This window comes from Paenibacillus sp. FSL K6-1096 (assembly GCF_037977055.1).
GTDB lineage: Bacteria > Bacillota > Bacilli > Paenibacillales > Paenibacillaceae > Paenibacillus_AQ.
In genome coordinates this window covers 5,502,368-5,519,586 of record NZ_CP150274.1, presented here as the reverse complement: position 1 = coordinate 5,519,586, position 17,219 = coordinate 5,502,368, and the positions used below count along the sequence as shown (strand labels likewise).

Sequence of the window (17,219 nt, the reverse complement as noted above, 5' to 3'; positions counted from 1 at the left end):
GAAAATCCAGAACTAGTGGCATTTTAAGTGCAGGAAATACAACTAAGCGGAGATTCGGCCGCACATCCGGCAATTTAGTTGTACAAATTACAACTAAGGCTACCCCTTGCAGCCTAATCAGGGTGAGTTAAACCCGATCCTGCTTCCCGTGCAGGCAGGGCCTCAGCAATCAGCTCCAGTGCAATGATTGTGTTGAGCGACCACTGCGAGGCTTCATTCGTATTCATCCAGTCAATCTCATCGAGCGCTTCCGTATACATAACCCGCTTCAGTTCCTCCTCCAGCCGGAGCTTCCCGAACGGATTCTCAAGCAAGATGCTCCAGCAAAGCTCCGCCGTAGCCCGGTCATCCTTGACCCATGCGCCATAGGCGGCAATAGCCACACTCAGCACCGGATGCTCGAAGCGCTGCTTGCCTGTAATCGCTCCCCCGGATCTAAGCCGCTGCTCTTCCTCAGGCAAGTTATAGAAGACGCCGAACTCAGCGAGCATGTCTTCCCACTCCGGGTCCTCCAGCATCATCGCCAGCTCGAACCACACCTGCGGCCCGCCCATGCAGATTGCCAGGTGCCGTCCCCAGTTGTCATCGCCCATCGGACTGAGAATTCCCGTGGCCGGATCATAACCATAGGTTGGACCGGAGATCAGCCGCAGATTGGCTGCTTTGATGCAGCCGATGCCGGTTAGGATTTTGTCACGGTAGGCCGTATCCTCATAACGTTCCCAGCGGGTCATCCAATTGGAGCTGAACGCAGCCCAGTCCGGTCCCACCCGCACATGGGTCTTGAATTCATCCTTCGCAAAATAAGCCCGCATCGGGTCCAGATTCACCGTGGAATAATCGGCATCCTTCACACTGTCCATGATGTCGCCCGTCCGCTCATCCCCGGTAAGATAATAGTAATAGCGGTGCAGTCCGGCCATGGCAATCCGTGCCTCCTTGCAGCCGCAGCCCCAATGCACGACATTATGCCGCGAGCCGAGGCCTGCATATTCCCCGAAATGATACACATCCACCTCGCTGGTATGCCGGGTCATCGCCTCGGCCATCCGGTAGATATCCGCGCGCCCGGTCCGCAGGAAGCTCACCCACAGCCACATATTCGGCACCAGCTCGGCATTCTGCCAGGCACAGCCGCCCAGATCATAATTCCAGACATGGCGGACCGGATCATAGCTGTGCATGAAGTCGCCGTAATCCCACAGGCCGTACCACTTGCGCTGCTCAATCTCCTTCTGGTAAAAGCCGATAATCCCGTCCAGCCGCTCCTCAAGATACGCCTTGACCGGGGTGCTCCGGTCCGGCAGGCTCCACAGTCCAAACGCCCGGCTGCGGTGGTAATACTCCGGCTTGCAGACCAGCAGCGGCGGTTCATCCGCCTGCTGCTGCATCACCCGAAGCTGCCCGGAATCCGGAGTCCGCGCAGTACACCACAAGGTCAGCTCATTCGTATTGGCGATACCGTAAGGGGTTGCCCGCAGCTCCTCCGCTCCTTCGTAGGAAGACTCGACATGCGTCTTCGTATCGTAGTGGCGCAGGTCCATCGCCGGAGCCTCCGGCGTCCAGAACCAGACGGTTAACGCCGCTTCCGCGCCGGAGGTACCGCTGATCTCCAGCCCGGACGGGTGCTTTTGCCAGAAATCCTTCACTCCGGCCGCCAGTCCTCCGCCGTCACAGCCGACATAGCCCAGTCCTCCTGCCCTCCGGCCTTCCGCTCCTTTAATCCAGGTGCACTCCGGTCCGGTACGCTTATGCACAACATAATGCTCGGACGAATCCTGTACCAGCCGGAAATCATCCCATACCGCAGAATCCTGAAGCAATCCCATGAAGTATGCATCCTCAACAGGATCGAACTGCTGGCTCTGCCCCTCAAGCTGACCGGCGAACATCTCGGCATATTTGCCCCGGGTTCTGCGGGTCTGGAGCGTCTTGGGGGATTCGCTGAAGAATCCCCCGCTGCCCGCCAGCCGGACATGGCGGTTATACAGCGGACCGCTGAGCGGCACCTTGAACAGCAGGCCCAGCCCCTTAATGAAATCCTGCTGCGGGTTGCCGTCATAATGAAAGGTATGCACCAGACGGATGGACGCAAGCCCGGCATAGAAATAGAGCCGCAACGTATAAGGAAGCCATTCCCTGGCTCCCCTTGTGCTTCGGTGCCGCCCGTCCAGCCGGATCACGGCACGCACCGGTCCCCGCTCCTCCAGCCTGGCCTTCAGCGTCACTCCGGTGAACCGCTCCTGCCGCAGCGTCAGCTCCCCGCTGAGGATGTCCCGCTGCTCACGGAGACAGACCAGCTCGCTTCCGCTGCACACCAGCTTACCCGCACCAGATCCTAACCCAGCCCCCGTAGCTCTGTAATATCCGCGATCGCCCTCGGCTCCCCCGGATTCCGCCGTCTCCCGGCGGATGATCCGCGAGATCACGCCCGGGCCGTGCTTGACCACGGTGCATACAATGCTGCCGGTATCAACAATATAAGCCTCCTCCGTTTCTTCAACGGATACCCGGAAGGCTGCGGGCACAACACTCTGCCCGGCAGAGCGTTCCAGCGTATATCCTGCCGGATTCCCTTCAGGGCATACGGCAGAATGCAGGGACCATTTGATGCTGCCGTCCGGCCAATACGCGGCCGGGCGGCTCTGCAGCGGCAGACAGGAGCCATCGTCTGCTCTGCTAAGACATAGCGCAGCCAGTTCGCCGCGCTTCAGATCGCCCTTAGACCAGGGGACACCCCAGGTCACCCCCGCAGCCGCAGCAGGCGGGTTCAGCCACCGTAATGGAACCGGCGGGGCCGAGGACATAGCGGTCATTTTCGGTCATCTCCTTATTATGGTGACATCACTTGGGCAGAGAGCAGGCTCAGCCGTTCTCCCCTTGCCCTCTCCGCACCCGGGTCCCGTTCGCCTTCTCCCCCTCCTGCCGGCTTAGCTCACGGTAACGTGTCGGCGTGATGTCCTCCTGTTTTTTGAAAATCCGGTTGAAATAGCTCTGCTGATAGCCGACCTGCAAGGCGACATCGTTCATCTTCAGGTCCGTGTCCCGCAGCAGCTCCTTCGCCTTGGTAATCCGTAATTCCGTTAGATAATCAATGAAGTTCTGCCCGGTGACCCGCTTGAACGACTTGCTGAGCAGAAAAGGGCTGGTACCTGTATGATCCGCACAGCTGTCCAGCGAGATATTGTCCATATAATGGTGCTGAATGTACAGCATCGCCTGATCAATCGTCCGTCTTATACCGGCGTCAGACCGTTCACACAGCTCCTTCAGGAAGGGAGCGGTCACCTGCGTGCGGAACCAGGAGAGAATCAGGCCCGGCTCATGAATCTGTGAGAGGCTGGCATACAGATTCCTGCCGCGCAGCAGCTCGCTCTGGGTTATCCCGGCCTCCATCACCGCATGAAGGATCGCGCCGAGCAGATGCAGCATGCCCTGCTGTACGTCGATCACCTTCGCGCCGCCTGCGGAGAGCGTCTCCAGGAATTCCTCCAGCAGCCGGTCCGCCTCCTCCGCCTCGCCGGTCCGCAACGCCTGAATCAGCCCGCGCTCCAGCGCGAAGGAATACTGCGGCAATGGGGCGCCCTGCCCCTCCCGCTCCAGCTGCTCCAGGCTGATGATCTGGTTCCCGCCGCCGTACCTGCTGTGGCTGGCCGCTTGCTTCGCCGCCTCGAACGCCCGCGGAATCGCGGAGATGCTCCCGATCCTTGCACTGTACGCCACCGTAGCCTGAAGCTTAAGCATCCGGCTCAGGGTAGCCGCCAGCTCTTCACCGAAGGCGGCCACGCGGGCCGGGTCGGGGCCGCTGCCCGGCTCCATCAGCAGCATGCCGGAGGTCAGGTCATGCAGATTGACCGTCTCCGCCCGCCCGAAATGCTCCCGGGCAAGCTCCAAGGTAATATTTACAGCCGCGAACGATACGAGACTCTCGTCACCGCTGCGGAATTTGGCCTCCAGGCTGGAGATGCCGGTCAGCTGGATATACAGCACTACGAATGTACAGTTCTCCACTTCCCATTTATACTGCTTCATCCGGCTCTGCAGATCCTGCTCGGAATAGGCATACAGATACCCCTGGAACAACTGATGCAGGAAGCTCTGCTGCACATGCGGCAGCTGCTCCGAGAGCGTGTACTGGAGGGCATGCTGCTGCCCGTGCAGATTCTGCCAGTGCCGCTCGATCAGTGTCAGCTCATCCACCCGGCCGCCTGCGGCCGCATGCTCCGGGAGCAGCGTCTGCAGCAGGCGGCGGACCGGCGAATAGATTCGGCGGGAAGCAATCCAGGACAGGACCGCCGCCAGCAGCAAGGCGCACAGGCTGACCAAAATAATCATCCGGGACAGCCGAACCACCGGAGCGGTGACGCTGGAGATCGGCGAAGCCGACACATACCGCCATTCACTGGCAATCCGCGAGAAATCACCGTAGGTCACCGCATAAGTAACCCCGTTCCAGTCGTACAGAAATGATCCGCTGGCCCGGCTGCCCCTGGCTTTGATAGCAGCCTGCAGCGCCGCAATCAGCGGCGTGGGCGCATCCGTCCCGCTGCCCGAGATGAACAGCCCGCCGGTGGTCTGCTCCATGAACACCTCCCCCGTGCTGTACGGGGTCATGGTCCGCAGCATGCCGGACACCTTCTCTGTATCCATCCGCAGCAGCAGCGCCCCGAAGGGCTCCAGACTGCCGCCGGGGATATGGTGCACCAGCGTCAGCTCCTTCTGCTCCGGCTTCTCCGGATCAATGCTCCACTGCGTCCAGTACGTGCTCCGCTCCTGCTTCAGCAGCTGCCCGTACAGCGCATCCTCCTCCGCAGACAACGTCCCGTATTCCGGACCGAAGCGCACCGGCTGATTGCCGTCCAGATACAGCTCGACCTGCCGCACCATGGAATTCGAGCCCTGCATCACAACCAGCGTCTTGGTAATATCCCAGGCCCGTTCATGATTCTTGATGAAATCCATATGGCTTAATCCGTAGTCGAACTTCGGATCGAAGGCCCAGTGGGCCAGCATCTGCTCCAGATTGGATAATTGATCATTAATGTTGTCCGCCCGCTGCTCAATCTGCCGGTTATGCATCCGCAGCAGCTCCTTCTCAAGACTCCCCCCGGCCATAAAATAGACCAGCAGCCCGATGATCAGCCCGGGAATGGACGAGACGATCAGCACAATAATGAGATTATTGCGGTAATAACGGCCCTTGCGTCCCGCCCGGCCTCCGGTATACCTGTTCCGTGCTCCTGCCGCTTCATTCTCCATTCGTTTCACCAGCCGAATCCTTAGTTTAGAGTTGCTGCCGGCCGGAGACTGGAGCAGGGCCGGACTTTACTTGCCGCCTGAGGCGTACAATTCATTCATTTCCTTCACCAGCTCATCCCCGCCAGTCTTCCGCCATACCTCAAAAGCAGCCTTCAACCCGGCCTCATCCATCTGGCCGACTATGAATTTGATGCGCGCATCGTTGATCACGTTATCGAGCTGCGAGCCCTTCTGCGTATAGACCGCCGAGATCAGCGCTTCCGCCGGATTGGTCACAATCGTCGCTTCATTCGTCTTCTGTACCTCGGTCTGCTTCAGCCGCAGCGGCGTCTGCTTCACCTGCTTCGCCTTGTCCTCCGGGATGAACGGCAGCATCTGGTTCAGGCCTTCCACTTCCGATTCCAGCAGAACCGTATCGCTGGAGCGTTCAATATATCCATCCACCAGCTTGTAATGAACACCTTCAATTCCATAGTTCAGCATCGTCTGCAGATCCTCATCATTCAGCCGGCCCAGGAAGGCGAGCACCCGCTTCAGCTCCTCCTCGGTTTTGACCGAGGACTTCGGAATCGCCAGCATCCCGGAGAAGCCGGAGGTCGGTAGGGTGTGCAGCGCGCCGTCCGCTCCGGTCACACCGCCGATGACATCCATATAGTGGCGTTCCGGCTCGTCTTTGCCTTCCTTTTGCAGAGCGGCATGAATCTTGTCATCCAGTCGGGCCGCATTATCGACCACATCGACGATGACGCCGGCCTTGTTGTTGACAACGGGATCATTCCATTTGGAGCTGTCCATCACCGCGAAGTCGGCGTTGATCAGCTGCTCGTCGTACAGCTTTTTCATAAATTTAAGCGCTTCCAAATACTCGGGGTATTCATGCTCCGGCACCAGCTTCCCGTCCTGCACGCCCCACTTGTTCGGAGCTCCGAACCACAGCTTCATCGTATCGAAGCCGCTGGCCCACTGGCCGGTCCACTTGACCAGCACCATGCCGTACGTATCCGCCTGGCCGTTGCCGTCGGGGTCCTGCTCCTTGAACGCCCGCAGCATATTATAGAAATCGTCCACGGTCTGCGGGGTCTCAAGCCCCAGCTTCTCCATCCAGTCCTTGCGGAAGACCACGCCGTTGCGTCCCAGCGCCCGCCCTCTGTAGATGCCGTAATTCTTGCCGTCGATGGCCGAGTTATTCAGAATGACCTCCTTCGCCCCGCTGAGATTCGGATAATCCTTCAGATACGGACCCACCTCCCAAAAAGCGCCTGATCTGGCCGCATTGACGAAGCTCGACGCCTTCACATCACCTACATACATAATATCAGGCAGCTTGCCGGAAGCCAGCGTAATGTTGAATTTGTCGGCATAGGACGCATTCGGCACCCATTCGAAATGGATTTTGGTATTGGTCAGCTCCTCCAGCTTGGCGGCGACCGGACTGCCGTCCTTTGGATAATTGGTTTTGAAAATCGGCAGCATCAGTGTCAGCGCAAGCGGCTGCTCGGCCTTGGCGGTGCTGTCCGCCTTCCCGCTGTCCCCGGCAGGCTCCTTCTGTCCCGCACCCGCATTCTCGCCATTCCCGCCGCAGCCGGACAATACACTTAGAATCATAAGCATAGCCAGCAGCATGAACAACCCTTTTCTCGCAGACCATGAACCTTCACTCCGCATCATCTTCATCATCACTTGGCCTCCCTTGATCTGTTGTATGTTGACTAACCGGTTACCCTTTGACTGAACCCAGCATCACCCCTTTGGCAAAATGCTTTTGCAGAAACGGATAGACGCACATAATCGGCAGGGTGCCGACCACGATGACAGCCATTTTGACGGACTGCTCAGGCGGCTGCACGAAATTCGGGTCCATGGAGCTGAGATCCCCCGCTGCCGACTGGGACAGCATAACGATCTGGCGCAGCATCACCTGCAGCGGCCACTTGGACGGATCATTGATGTAGAGCAGCGCCGAGAAGAAGTTATTCCAGTGTCCGACCGCATAAAAGAGCGTGAACGTCGCCAGCACCGGCTTCGACAGCGGCAGCACAATCCGCCACAGCAGCCCCAGCTCCGTGCAGCCGTCGATACGGGCCGCCTCCTCCATCTCGGCGGGAAGCTCCTGGAAGAAGTTTTTGACGATAATCAGGTTGAAGGCGCTGATCGCCCCCGGAAGAATCAAGGCATTCAGCGTATCGAGCAGATGCAGCTCGCGGATCACCAGATAGGTGGGAATCATTCCGCCCCCGAACAGCATGGTGAAGATGACCAGATTGAGGATCAGATTGCGGCCCATCAGGTACCGCTTCGCCATCGGATACGCCATGGTGACCGTGAAGAACAGATTGACTGCCGTCCCGATCACCGTCACATACAGCGACACCCCGATGCTGCGGACAATGGTATCCGTGGAGAAAATAAACCGGTACGCGTCCAGCGAGATGGTCGTCGGAACCAGAAACACAGCGCGCTTCGTAATTTCCGCCTCGGTGGCGAAGGAACCGGCGACGACAAACAGGAACGGCAGGATGGCCGCAATCCCGATAATGCCCAGCACCACGTAATTAAAAACGTCAAAGGTGATCTCTCTGGCGCTGCGGTAACGTTTAGCCACACTTTTGGCCTCCTTTTCAATATAATCCGGATTCGCCCGACTTCTTGGCGAGCCAGTTGGTGCCGAGCACCAGCACGACCCCGATGACCGATTTGAACAAGCCGACGGCGGTGCTGTAGCTGAACGCCCCCTGGGTAATCCCCAGCGCATACACATAGGTATCGAAGACCTCGGCCACCTCACGGTTCAGCGCATTCATCATCAGATAGATCTGCTCGAAGCCGTTATCCAGAATTGTGCCCATCCGCAGAATCAGCAGAATGACAATCGTGCTGCGGATCGCGGGCAATGTAATATGCCAGGTCTGGCGCCAGCGGCTGGCCCCGTCCACCACGGCTGCTTCATATTGCTCCACATCGACTCCGGCCAGGGCAGCGAGGAAAATAATCGTCCCCCAGCCGCATTCCTTCCAGATGGTCTGCAGAATAATCATCGGGCGGAACCAGTCGGGACTGGCGAGGAAATCGATTTTGCGCCCGGTAACCGTGAAGAGGAATTCGTTGACCGCACCGCCCTGTGTCGTAAGGAACACATAGGAGATACTGGCGACGATGACCATGGAGATGAAGTGGGGCACGTAGATCAGCGTCTGAATCGTTCTTTTGTAAAAAGATAGCCGGATCTCATTCAGCAGCAGGGCCAGGATAATCGGCGCCGGGAAAAAGAACACCAGATTATACAGCGACAGCACCAGTGTATTGCGCAGCAGCATGAAGAAATCAGGATTCTGAAAAAACGTGCGGAAATGCTCGAAGCCGACCCAGCTGCTCTTCCAGAAGCCGAGAAACGGCTGAAAGTCTTTGAAGGCGAGCAGCACTCCCCACATCGGCACATATTTGAACAGCAGGAAATACAGGAGTCCGGGGCTGAGCAGAATGTAGAGCCATTTGTCCCGCTTGAGACGTCTGAAGCGCTGCTCGCGCCTGCTGCGGCGGAAGCCTGTACCCGCGCTGATCTCTGCTGCCCCCATTGCCGCTCCTTGCTTCATGTACATTCACCTCCGTATGGATAAGCAGCCTTAGCACTGCACTGCTTTGGTTGCGCTTTCTATTATGGTTGGCGGGTGTTTTTCCGGCAATCGGACTTTTTGGACAGTGCTTTGCACGCCCTCAGCGCCGCTTCCGCAATAAAGTCCAAAACCGGCAAAACTTTACTATTGCCTGCGGAGGCAGGGGGCGGCTATATTGCTTGGATATGGGGAATAGAAAAAATACAGAGCCTGTGCGGGGCTTTGTCCAGGAGGTTAAAATGATGCAGCAAAAGCTATATTACGGTGCCGCATGGTACCCGGAGCTGTGGGGGGAGGCTGAGCGGCGGCAGGATCTCCGGCTCATGCAGGAGACCGGGATTAATCTGGTCCGCATGGGCGAATTCATCTGGTCGCTGCTGGAACCGGAGGAGGACGTTATCGATGTCCGGCCGTTCGCTGAGCATATCCGGCAGCTGCACGAGCACGGCATCAATACGGTCATGTGCACGCCGACCGCGACTCCACCGGTCTGGCTGACCCACGGGCACCCGGAACGCCTGCATATCCGGGCGGATGGGGCGGTGATGAGCCACGGGTCCAGGCAGCATGTCTGCACGAATAACCCTTATTTCCGGCAGCGGGCGGCGCTGATCACGGAAGAGCTGGCCCGGGTGCTGGGGCAGCTCCCGGGCCTTGCCGCCTGGCAGCTCGACAATGAGCTGAAGGCGCATGTGGCGGAATGCATGTGCGGGTCCTGCCGCTCCCTGTGGCATGAGTGGCTGGAGCGCCGCTACGGCAGCATCGGAGAGCTGAATGATGCCTGGGGAACCGGTGTGTGGAGCCAGACCTACCAGCGGTTTGACCAGGTGCCGCAGCCGGTAGCTACGCCTTTTCTGCATAATTCATCACTCGTCACCCAGTACCGGCTGTTCCAGATGGAGAAGGTCGCAGAGTTCGCGGGGGAACAGGCAGCGATCATCCGCCGCTATTCGGCGGCTCCGGTCACGCACAACAGCAACGTCCCTTTTCATCTGGACAATGAGCAGCTGTTCCGGGAGCTTGATTTCGCATCGTTCGATACCTATGCCTCTCAGGTCAACAGGCACGCTTATCTGCTGAACTGTGACCTGTGGCGCGGGCTGAAGCCCGGGCGGGATTTCTGGCTGATGGAGACCGGCCCGGCCTATGCCGCTTCGCTTACCAGCTACGGCGAGCCGCACCCGGACGGCTATCTCACCGCCGAAGCTGTAGCCGCCTACGCGCTGGGGGCAGGCGCCTTCTGCTATTGGCTGTGGCGGCAGCAGCGCACGGGCAGCGAGCAGACGCACAGCTCAATCATCAGTGCCTGGGGCCAGCCTGCGCTCGGGTATGACAATGTGCGCGCAGCTTCCGCCGCCAGGCTGCAGATCGAGCCGCACATGCTGAATACCCGGCCGGTGCAGGCCGAGGTGGCGATTACTTATTCGGACCGGGCCAAGGCGTTCCTGGCTACGGAACCGCACCGGCAGCTGAACTACCGTTCCTTGTTCGGCGACTTCTACCGGCGGATTCTCGAGCTGGGCATTCACCGTGACCTGCTGCCAGAAGGCGGCAATTTAAGCGGCTATAAGCTGCTGTTCACGCCTTTCATCCATTATCTATCGCCGGAATACATGCACAAGGCGCTCGCCTTCACTGAAGCCGGCGGCATCTGGATCGTTGGCCCGCTTAGCGGAGGGCGCACGGCGGAGCATACGCTGCATACGGATGCTGCGCTGGGGGTTCTGGAACGCCTGGCCGGCGTCTGCGCTAAATTCGTTTACCCGATGGAGGGGACGGGCAGCATCGGGAAGGCCTTCGGCTGCTCCGCGCCGCTGTCGCTGTGGAGCGCGGTGTTCGAGCCGCTGCCGGGCGGAGCCTCCGTGACCGGCGTCATTACGGAGGGCCGGACGCCGGGCCTGGCCTACCTGACCGAGCAGCCCTATGGCCGGGGAGCCATTGTCATGCTCGGCTCCCTGCCCTCGGGCAGTGAGGGCGACAAGCAGCTGTGCGCGCTGATTGAGCATTATGCCGCGCGCGCCGGAGTCACCCTGCGCAGCGATGTCACACCGGGCACCATTCTCTGCCCGAGACGCGGCGCTGCCGGAGAGCTGTGGACGCTCGTCAACATGAACGGGCTTGGCGGCAGCGTCACCCTGCCGCGCAGCGGGCAGGATGTGCTGACCGACACCCCTGTGCCTGCCGGTCCGCTGCCGATTGGCGCTTATGAATACAGGCTGATTGCGATGTAGTAGCGGAGCATGCTCCTACTGATGGCTGACAACAACTATTCATACCCGTTTAGGCCAGTTTGGGGGAATTGAGTGCATTTATGTGCTGTTTATCCAATTGCGGTTTTGGCAGAGGGCGTTTGCCGGTCAGCAGGTGGAGTTTATCCAACTCTTTCCCTCCCGCATCATACGCGAGTTGGTTACCTGTGCCCATGCCGGGCGCAACACCAAAACCCCCGGCAGTATCTCCCGCCGCCGGGGGTTTTCATTTTACCATATCAGCTTATGCGCCGGTCTTCTCCGTCTCCTCCAGCTCCCGCAGCAGGCCGATCTGATGCAGATGGTTCAGCAGCCGCTGGTAGTGGTCGGCCTTCTTCTGGACGGTGAGCACCAGCAGCTGGAACTGCTCCGTATCCTGCCCCGATTTCTCCAGAATGCGCAGCAGGTCGCTGTTGATCTGCCCGACATCCTCCATGCTGCTGTCCTGGGACTCCTGGATTTTCTCCAGATGCTCGAAGACCTGCTCCTCCGCCTCTACAATCTCATTCATATATACCGTGGATTCGCTGATCTTCGCGGTGGTCTCATTCATCGCTGCTGTCCCGTCCCCGGATTTACTGTGAAGCTGCTCCATTACAGAGGTCATGCCCGAGAGCGACCCCATAATTTCCTTCACATGGCTGCGGGTGCTGTCGGCAAGCTTGCGGATTTCTGTGGCAACCACGGCGAAGCCCAGCCCCTGATCCCCGGCCCGCGCAGCCTCAATCGCTGCATTCAGCGACAGCAGATTCGTCTGCTCAGCAATCTCTGTAATAATCTTCGCCAGCTGTTCGATGCTATGGAAATGCTGCCGCAGCTCCTCATTCAAGGTGACGAATTCAGTGAATACCGCCGAGGCCTTCTGCATTTCTGCGGAGATCTGGAGATTGGCTTCCTTGGCGAATTCGATTTTGTTGGAGGAATAGGACAAGCTGCCATACATCTCGTTAATCAGTTCCTCCGTCTGCCCGCTGTTGGCCTTCAGGTGCTCCAACAGCTGCTGCGTCCCGCCGATCTGGCTGATCAGCTCCCCGCCGCCTGCCCGCAGAGCTTCGAACTCCTCCACCATCCGGGCCTCCTCCTTCAGGACCGCTTCGGTCTCAAGGCGGATCTGCTCGGCCAGAGCATAGGCATGTTCGCCGTAGGATACGATGCCTGAATCGCGGGCGGACGGTTGAGATACAGGCGGATTGGCGGCTGTCCCCTCCGGCACGGTCATCCTTCTTTCCGCTGCCCGTTCTTCGGTTCCGCTCATCGTACTCTGGCTGCTGCTGTGACTCTCAACGCCAGCGGCAGAGGGAGTTCTCCCCCAGGCTGTGCGCAGTTTGCTTAACCACTGCATTCTTGTTCAACTCTCCCTTATTCAACCAGCAGCAGAATCATCGTCTGGTTGGCGTGCTTGGTATAATACTGCTCTCCGTAGCTGATGAAGCCTGTCGTGTTGCTGCAGAAGCCGAGCATAGCCTGGTCGAAATCCGCCCATAGGCCTTCCCGCCTAAATAACTCGTCCCGCAGCGTACAATTAATATTGAGGACGAAGGAGGGCTTGAACGGGCTGCCGCCCAGTGTCTCCTCCAGCACGGCGAGCGGATCGGCCGCATTCAGCACCTCTACGTACGTACTGGACATGACCTGGCTGTAAAAAGTAACCGAGCCGTCCGGGCGAACCTCCTTCGGGGAGGCGATAATCAGATCATCCTCATATCTCCTGCCCAGCGGGCTGCTCAGGAAATGCGCGACCAGCTCCTTCTCCGGCACGCCAAGCACGCGGGCATACTCCCCGGCTGCCGGACGTCCGTTGAAGGAATAGACCGTTCTGCCGGATACATCCGCTTCAGTCACCAGCAGCGTCTTCCCGGCGGGAATATAGATATTCTCCTTGATCAGGGCGGTACGGGCCGGCATATCGTAAAAGATCCCCACATTCCGTACCCGGCGGTCCCCGATATAAATATAAGTCTCACCGTCCGCATCATCTGCGGCACTGCCCCCGGCGACTTTGAACTGCGGGGCGATGAAGTACAGCGAGGACAGCAGCATCTCTTCCATTCCGCCTGTGCCGTCACACAGGAGCAGCAGGAAGGCATTCGTATTGTCTTGCACCTTGCGGTAAGCTGCCTCCATGCGGGCGGTGCTGAGCACGGGCGGATGGAGAATTTCCACAATATCCGCCAGACCTGCGTCGTATTCAAACCCCGTGATCACTCCATTACGGTAGCCCTGCGGAGTATACTCGCCTTTGGTGGAGCATAAGACCGCCCTGGAGGGGGCATGTTGAGACAATTCCCGGACAGCCGCCGCCGAAGCGAACAGCACCAGTCCCCGGCTGCTGTCCAGCTCTTGCAGATGGCGTCCGGCTTCGTCCAGTGTGTTAAATGATACAGCAAACATTATGTATATCAACCTTCCTTTGCGGGGATTGGCCCCGCCTCCTGTTACTGAAAAATAAACTATCATTTTCAATACTTCCTATGGTAAAACCAGAACCCGGCTCATTGTCTGTGAACAATGTCGCAGCCTGCGTGTCACCGCCCCCTTTCTGAAGCGGGGTTGAGCCGCTCCTGTGAAGCCTGTATTATGAATATAACATAGAACCCCGAAAGGATGAGCCTCATTATGACTTATTCCCAGCGCTCCAGCCACCCTGCCGCCGCATCGGATTACACGTATCTGGAATATCAGCTCGGCCAGGCTTCGGACGAACTGGCAATGGCGGTGGAGGCTCAGGATGAACCCCGGGCAGCAGCCCTGCGGGCGCAGATTGCTGAACTGGAAGACCAGCTTGCGCTGCTGGAGGATTAAGCGGCTGAACTCACAACACAATAATGGAAGGATGGCGACACTATGGCGATACGCGGACATTATTTTGCAGCGGAGGATGAGCTTGTTGAGCAGATTGCGGCAGGCAGTATCAAGTTGGAGAGCCTGGATGTGAACGCATACCCCGGGCTGGACATCGACCGGTCCTGGGAAGCGATTCACTACCTGCTCTGCGGAGATATATCGGACGGGCCGGCCCCGCTGGGTTATGTGGTTCCGCTGCACTCGGATCAGGGCCTTGAGTTCGGCAGCTACGGAGCCTTCGCCCTGCGCGCCGAACAAGTGGCTGAAGCGCTTGCGGCGATCTCCGGGCTGGATGAGGCAGAGTTGCGCCAGCGGTACGATTTCCAGACCATGGCTGAGGAGGAGGTCTACCCGCTGGACCCTGATTCGGTGTCTGACGATGACGCGGACGAATTCTTCGCCTACCTGCTCCAGTTCTTCACAGACATCCGGCAATTCTACAGCACGGCTGCTGCTTCCGGCAAAGGCGTTATATTCTATCTGGCTTGAAGCTTGGCTCGCCCGACTGATAGGGAGCCGCCCTACCACCCGGCAGCCTACATCCCGCGACCACCAAAAAAGGCTATCCCCGTCACTGCTGACAGCGGGATAGCCCAATCACATTAGTTAGTTAACACCATTCTCACCCTAGCTCAACTAGCCAAATCTCACTCATCTGCTCACTCTAACTCATCCATTTCACTCTAGCCACCATCAACCTCGTTCCAGTTCACCCTCAGCCTCGTTCCAGTCTAATACCACTCTAGTTCTGGCTCGACATCCGGCGAATTGTACGAACCCTTCCGGGAATTTCCCCGTCAGCTTGCGCCTAAACCAGCTTCACCAGGCTGTAGTTCTTCTTGCCCTTGCGGACGATGATGAACTTGCCGCCGATGGCGTCCCCGGCTGTAATCTCTGTCTCCAGCTCATTTACGCGCTCGCCGTTGATCGAGATTGCGCCTTTGGTGATATCCTCACGCGCCTGGCGTTTGGACGGCTCAATGCCGAGTTCCACCAGCCAGTCTACAATGTTCTTCGTCTCTTTGCCTGCTGTGAAGGTCGGCATTTCCTTAAAGCCTTCCTCGATCTCATCCGCAGTCAGGGAACGGATATCGCCGCTGAACAGCGCCGCGCTGATGCGCTTGGCCTGCTCCAGCAGCTCTTCGCCGTGCACGAAGCGGGTCATTTCCTCGGCCAGTGCTTTTTGCGCCTCACGTTTATGCGGCTCGGTCGCTACCTTCTCCTCCAGCGCTTCTATCTCCTCTTTGCTCAGGAAGGTGAAGTACTTCAGGTATTTGACCACATCGCGGTCATCGGTGTTCGCCCAGAACTGGTAGAACTCGTAAGGCGTGGTCTGCTTCGGATCGAGCCAGATGGCGCCGCCGGCGGTTTTGCCGAACTTCGTGCCGTCCGCCTTCAGCATCAGCGGGATGGTCAGGCCGAAGGCTTTGGCCTCATTGCCTTCCTTCTTGCGGATCAGATCCAGGCCGCTGGTGATGTTGCCCCATTGGTCCGAACCGCCAACCTGGAGCTGCACATCCTCATGCTGGTACAGATGCAGGTAGTCAATGGACTGCAGAATCTGGTACGAGAACTCGGTGAACGAGATCCCGCTGTCCAGACGGCTGGCGACTACATCCTTGGCCAGCATCGTGTTGATGCTGAAGTTTTTGCCGAAATCGCGCAGGAATTCAATGACATTCATATCCTTCGTCCAGTCGTAGTTGTTGACCAGCCGGACCTGGTTGTCGTTGTCAGTGAGGAACAGCTTCTTCATCTGCGCCGTCAGCGCGTCCACATTCTCCTGCACCTGCTCCAACGTCTGCAAAGAGCGCTCGCTCTGGCGTCCGCTCGGATCGCCGATTGTTCCCGTCGCTCCCCCGATCAGAATGACCGGACGGTGGCCGGCCAGCTGGAAGCGCCGCAGCACCATGAACGGAATCAGGTGGCCGATATGCATACTGTTGCCCGTAGGGTCTACGCCGCAATACAGCGATACCGATTTACTCTCTGTCAATTCACGCAGCCCGTCTGCATCCGTCTGCTGGTTGATGGCCTCGCGCCACAATAGCTCATCGATAATGTTCAACATGTACAGCCCCTTTGGTGTTAGTTCTATATCCCTTGGTATCCGTCAAAAAAACAACAGCTATACCGCAATCAGCCACAGAAGCCCGAGCACGCGCCAAGCCGATAACACAGCTACACAGCAACAAAAAAATCGCCCCTTGTCTATTCAGACACAGGGACGATTAGTATTAACCGTGTTACCACCCAAATTGCACAGACCATATGCACGCAGGTCCGTACCACTCTCAGGCGAGTTATCGTTCGCTTAGCTCCGCTTGGCATTACCCAAGATACTCCCGAGGCGTAATTCGCAGTCCGCTTGTGTGTACCGGGTTCCATCGACCCCCGGCTCTCTGGGAACAGGGACAAGGCTGCTACTGGCTCGTTCAACGTATACCAACTATAAGATTACAGAAAGTATAGCCGCTTCAGAAATGGTTGTCAATGCGTCTCGCCAAGGTTCGGAGTCAGGTGATTGCATTCACTGACCGGACGTAACTTATGCCCTCGGTTGTCGGTACACCAGGATTGTGACTGGAAGGCGAGGAACAGGCCCTGCCATTTGTTCTCCCGCCCGAAATGAATCACGATTCCGCCATCCTGCCAGATGCCGTCGTCTGCTCTGTATTTTTCAACGTTACCTTGATTCATATGAATGTCGTGTACACCGCCCGGAAACATTTCGCCGAATGCGTAGATAGTGGCTGTCTTATCTCGGATGGCGCGTCCAAGGTAGGTATCGACCTTCTCATTCAGATCATTATCCGGACCGTCTGCGTGGTAGGGAAGGGCAACCATCTTGGCAGGGTCAAACAATCCTCCGCGGATGTAGTCCAAGGCAATATCCTCCCGGTTGGATTCGTCAATGATAGTGACTCCGTTCTCCAGACTCTGCAGATGGGTAAGCTGCTCCGCTCTGAACTGATCACCAACCAGATATAGCAGTTCCGAAGGCTTTTCTCTGGACAGAACGTTGATCGCTAATGTGTAGTATGTACCGGCAGCCCGGACCACTGCCTGATAATGCGCGGTACGGTTCCCCGAGGGGGGTGCAGGTGTACCTTTGATGATGGTTCCTTTCAACACTCCGTATGGATTAAGCGGCATATTGATCATCTCCTTCTGTAGCTGTTGCAGTGAAAGTTTCAACCTCACGGCCTCGTGTGGTATCTTGGATATAGTTACATAAACTTTGGCAAAGGAGTGT

General features: G+C 58.0%; 12 protein-coding genes. 3 read left to right on the top strand and 9 right to left on the bottom strand.

Features of this window, described 5'->3' with window-relative positions; translation table 11 throughout:
• Window positions 1-113 precede the first annotated feature (113 nt).
• From MHI24_RS24470 to MHI24_RS24450, 5 genes are all read right to left on the bottom strand, one after another.
• Window positions 114-2,807, bottom strand: a complete 2,694-nt coding sequence (locus tag MHI24_RS24470) for a hypothetical protein (RefSeq protein WP_340026776.1) — start codon at window positions 2,805-2,807, stop codon at window positions 114-116.
• 58 nt (window positions 2,808-2,865) lie between these two features.
• Window positions 2,866-5,259, bottom strand: coding sequence for an AraC family transcriptional regulator (locus MHI24_RS24465; protein ID WP_340026775.1), 2,394 nt, complete (start codon window positions 5,257-5,259; stop codon window positions 2,866-2,868).
• Between the two features lie 66 nt (window positions 5,260-5,325).
• Window positions 5,326-6,933: an extracellular solute-binding protein gene (locus MHI24_RS24460; RefSeq protein WP_340026774.1), complete on the bottom strand. Its 1,608-nt coding sequence runs from the start codon at window positions 6,931-6,933 to the stop codon at window positions 5,326-5,328.
• Window positions 6,934-6,976: 43 nt separating this feature from the next.
• Window positions 6,977-7,861, bottom strand: coding sequence for a carbohydrate ABC transporter permease (locus MHI24_RS24455; protein ID WP_340022123.1), 885 nt, complete (start codon window positions 7,859-7,861; stop codon window positions 6,977-6,979).
• Between the two features lie 16 nt (window positions 7,862-7,877).
• A complete protein-coding gene (locus tag MHI24_RS24450; RefSeq protein WP_340022122.1) occupies window positions 7,878-8,849 on the bottom strand; it encodes a sugar ABC transporter permease in 972 nt (323 codons plus the stop codon).
• 263 nt (window positions 8,850-9,112) lie between these two features.
• On the opposite strand from MHI24_RS24450, the gene MHI24_RS24445 reads away from it, so the two are divergent.
• A complete protein-coding gene (locus tag MHI24_RS24445) occupies window positions 9,113-11,101 on the top strand; it encodes a beta-galactosidase (protein ID WP_340026773.1) in 1,989 nt (662 codons plus the stop codon).
• A gap of 262 nt (window positions 11,102-11,363) precedes the next feature.
• Here the strand turns inward: MHI24_RS24445 and MHI24_RS24440 are convergent, their stop codons facing one another.
• Both MHI24_RS24440 and MHI24_RS24435 read right to left on the bottom strand, forming a co-directional pair.
• The gene (locus MHI24_RS24440) at window positions 11,364-12,461 is read right to left on the bottom strand and encodes a methyl-accepting chemotaxis protein (protein ID WP_340022119.1); all 1,098 of its coding nucleotides are present in this window, start codon (window positions 12,459-12,461) and stop codon (window positions 11,364-11,366) included.
• A 17-nt stretch (window positions 12,462-12,478) separates the two neighbouring features.
• Window positions 12,479-13,510: an FIST N-terminal domain-containing protein gene (locus MHI24_RS24435; protein ID WP_340022118.1), complete on the bottom strand. Its 1,032-nt coding sequence runs from the start codon at window positions 13,508-13,510 to the stop codon at window positions 12,479-12,481.
• Window positions 13,511-13,735: 225 nt separating this feature from the next.
• On the opposite strand from MHI24_RS24435, the gene MHI24_RS24430 reads away from it, so the two are divergent.
• Together MHI24_RS24430 and MHI24_RS24425 are read left to right on the top strand one after the other, a co-directional pair.
• A complete protein-coding gene (locus MHI24_RS24430; protein ID WP_340022116.1) occupies window positions 13,736-13,921 on the top strand; it encodes a hypothetical protein in 186 nt (61 codons plus the stop codon).
• A 42-nt stretch (window positions 13,922-13,963) separates the two neighbouring features.
• Entirely contained in the window at window positions 13,964-14,452 is a 489-nt protein-coding gene (locus MHI24_RS24425) for a YfbM family protein (protein ID WP_340022115.1), read from the top strand.
• Window positions 14,453-14,771: 319 nt separating this feature from the next.
• Here MHI24_RS24425 and tyrS read toward each other — a convergent pair whose 3' ends face one another.
• On the bottom strand, window positions 14,772-16,031 hold the full coding sequence (gene tyrS / locus MHI24_RS24420) for a tyrosine--tRNA ligase (protein WP_340026772.1): 1,260 nt from the start codon (window positions 16,029-16,031) through the stop codon (window positions 14,772-14,774).
• Window positions 16,032-16,453: 422 nt separating this feature from the next.
• A complete protein-coding gene (locus MHI24_RS24415; protein ID WP_340022114.1) occupies window positions 16,454-17,119 on the bottom strand; it encodes a YukJ family protein in 666 nt (221 codons plus the stop codon).
• Between the last annotated feature and the right edge of the window lie 100 nt (window positions 17,120-17,219).

Bases quoted from the DNA above. Each gene is read 5' to 3' on its own strand.
- MHI24_RS24415 (WP_340022114.1), bottom strand. From the start codon at position 17,119: ATGCCGCTTAATCCATACGGAGTGTTGAAAGGAACCATCATCAAAGGT.
- MHI24_RS24460 (WP_340026774.1), bottom strand. From the start codon at position 6,933: ATGAAGATGATGCGGAGTGAAGGTTCATGGTCTGCGAGAAAAGGGTTG.
- MHI24_RS24465 (WP_340026775.1), bottom strand. From the start codon at position 5,259: ATGGAGAATGAAGCGGCAGGAGCACGGAACAGGTATACCGGAGGCCGG.
- MHI24_RS24425 (WP_340022115.1), top strand. From the start codon at position 13,964: ATGGCGATACGCGGACATTATTTTGCAGCGGAGGATGAGCTTGTTGAG.
- MHI24_RS24470 (WP_340026776.1), bottom strand. From the start codon at position 2,807: ATGTCCTCGGCCCCGCCGGTTCCATTACGGTGGCTGAACCCGCCTGCT.
- MHI24_RS24435 (WP_340022118.1), bottom strand. From the start codon at position 13,510: ATGTTTGCTGTATCATTTAACACACTGGACGAAGCCGGACGCCATCTG.
- MHI24_RS24430 (WP_340022116.1), top strand. From the start codon at position 13,736: ATGACTTATTCCCAGCGCTCCAGCCACCCTGCCGCCGCATCGGATTAC.
- MHI24_RS24450 (WP_340022122.1), bottom strand. From the start codon at position 8,849: ATGAAGCAAGGAGCGGCAATGGGGGCAGCAGAGATCAGCGCGGGTACA.
- MHI24_RS24440 (WP_340022119.1), bottom strand. From the start codon at position 12,461: ATGCAGTGGTTAAGCAAACTGCGCACAGCCTGGGGGAGAACTCCCTCT.
- MHI24_RS24445 (WP_340026773.1), top strand. From the start codon at position 9,113: ATGCAGCAAAAGCTATATTACGGTGCCGCATGGTACCCGGAGCTGTGG.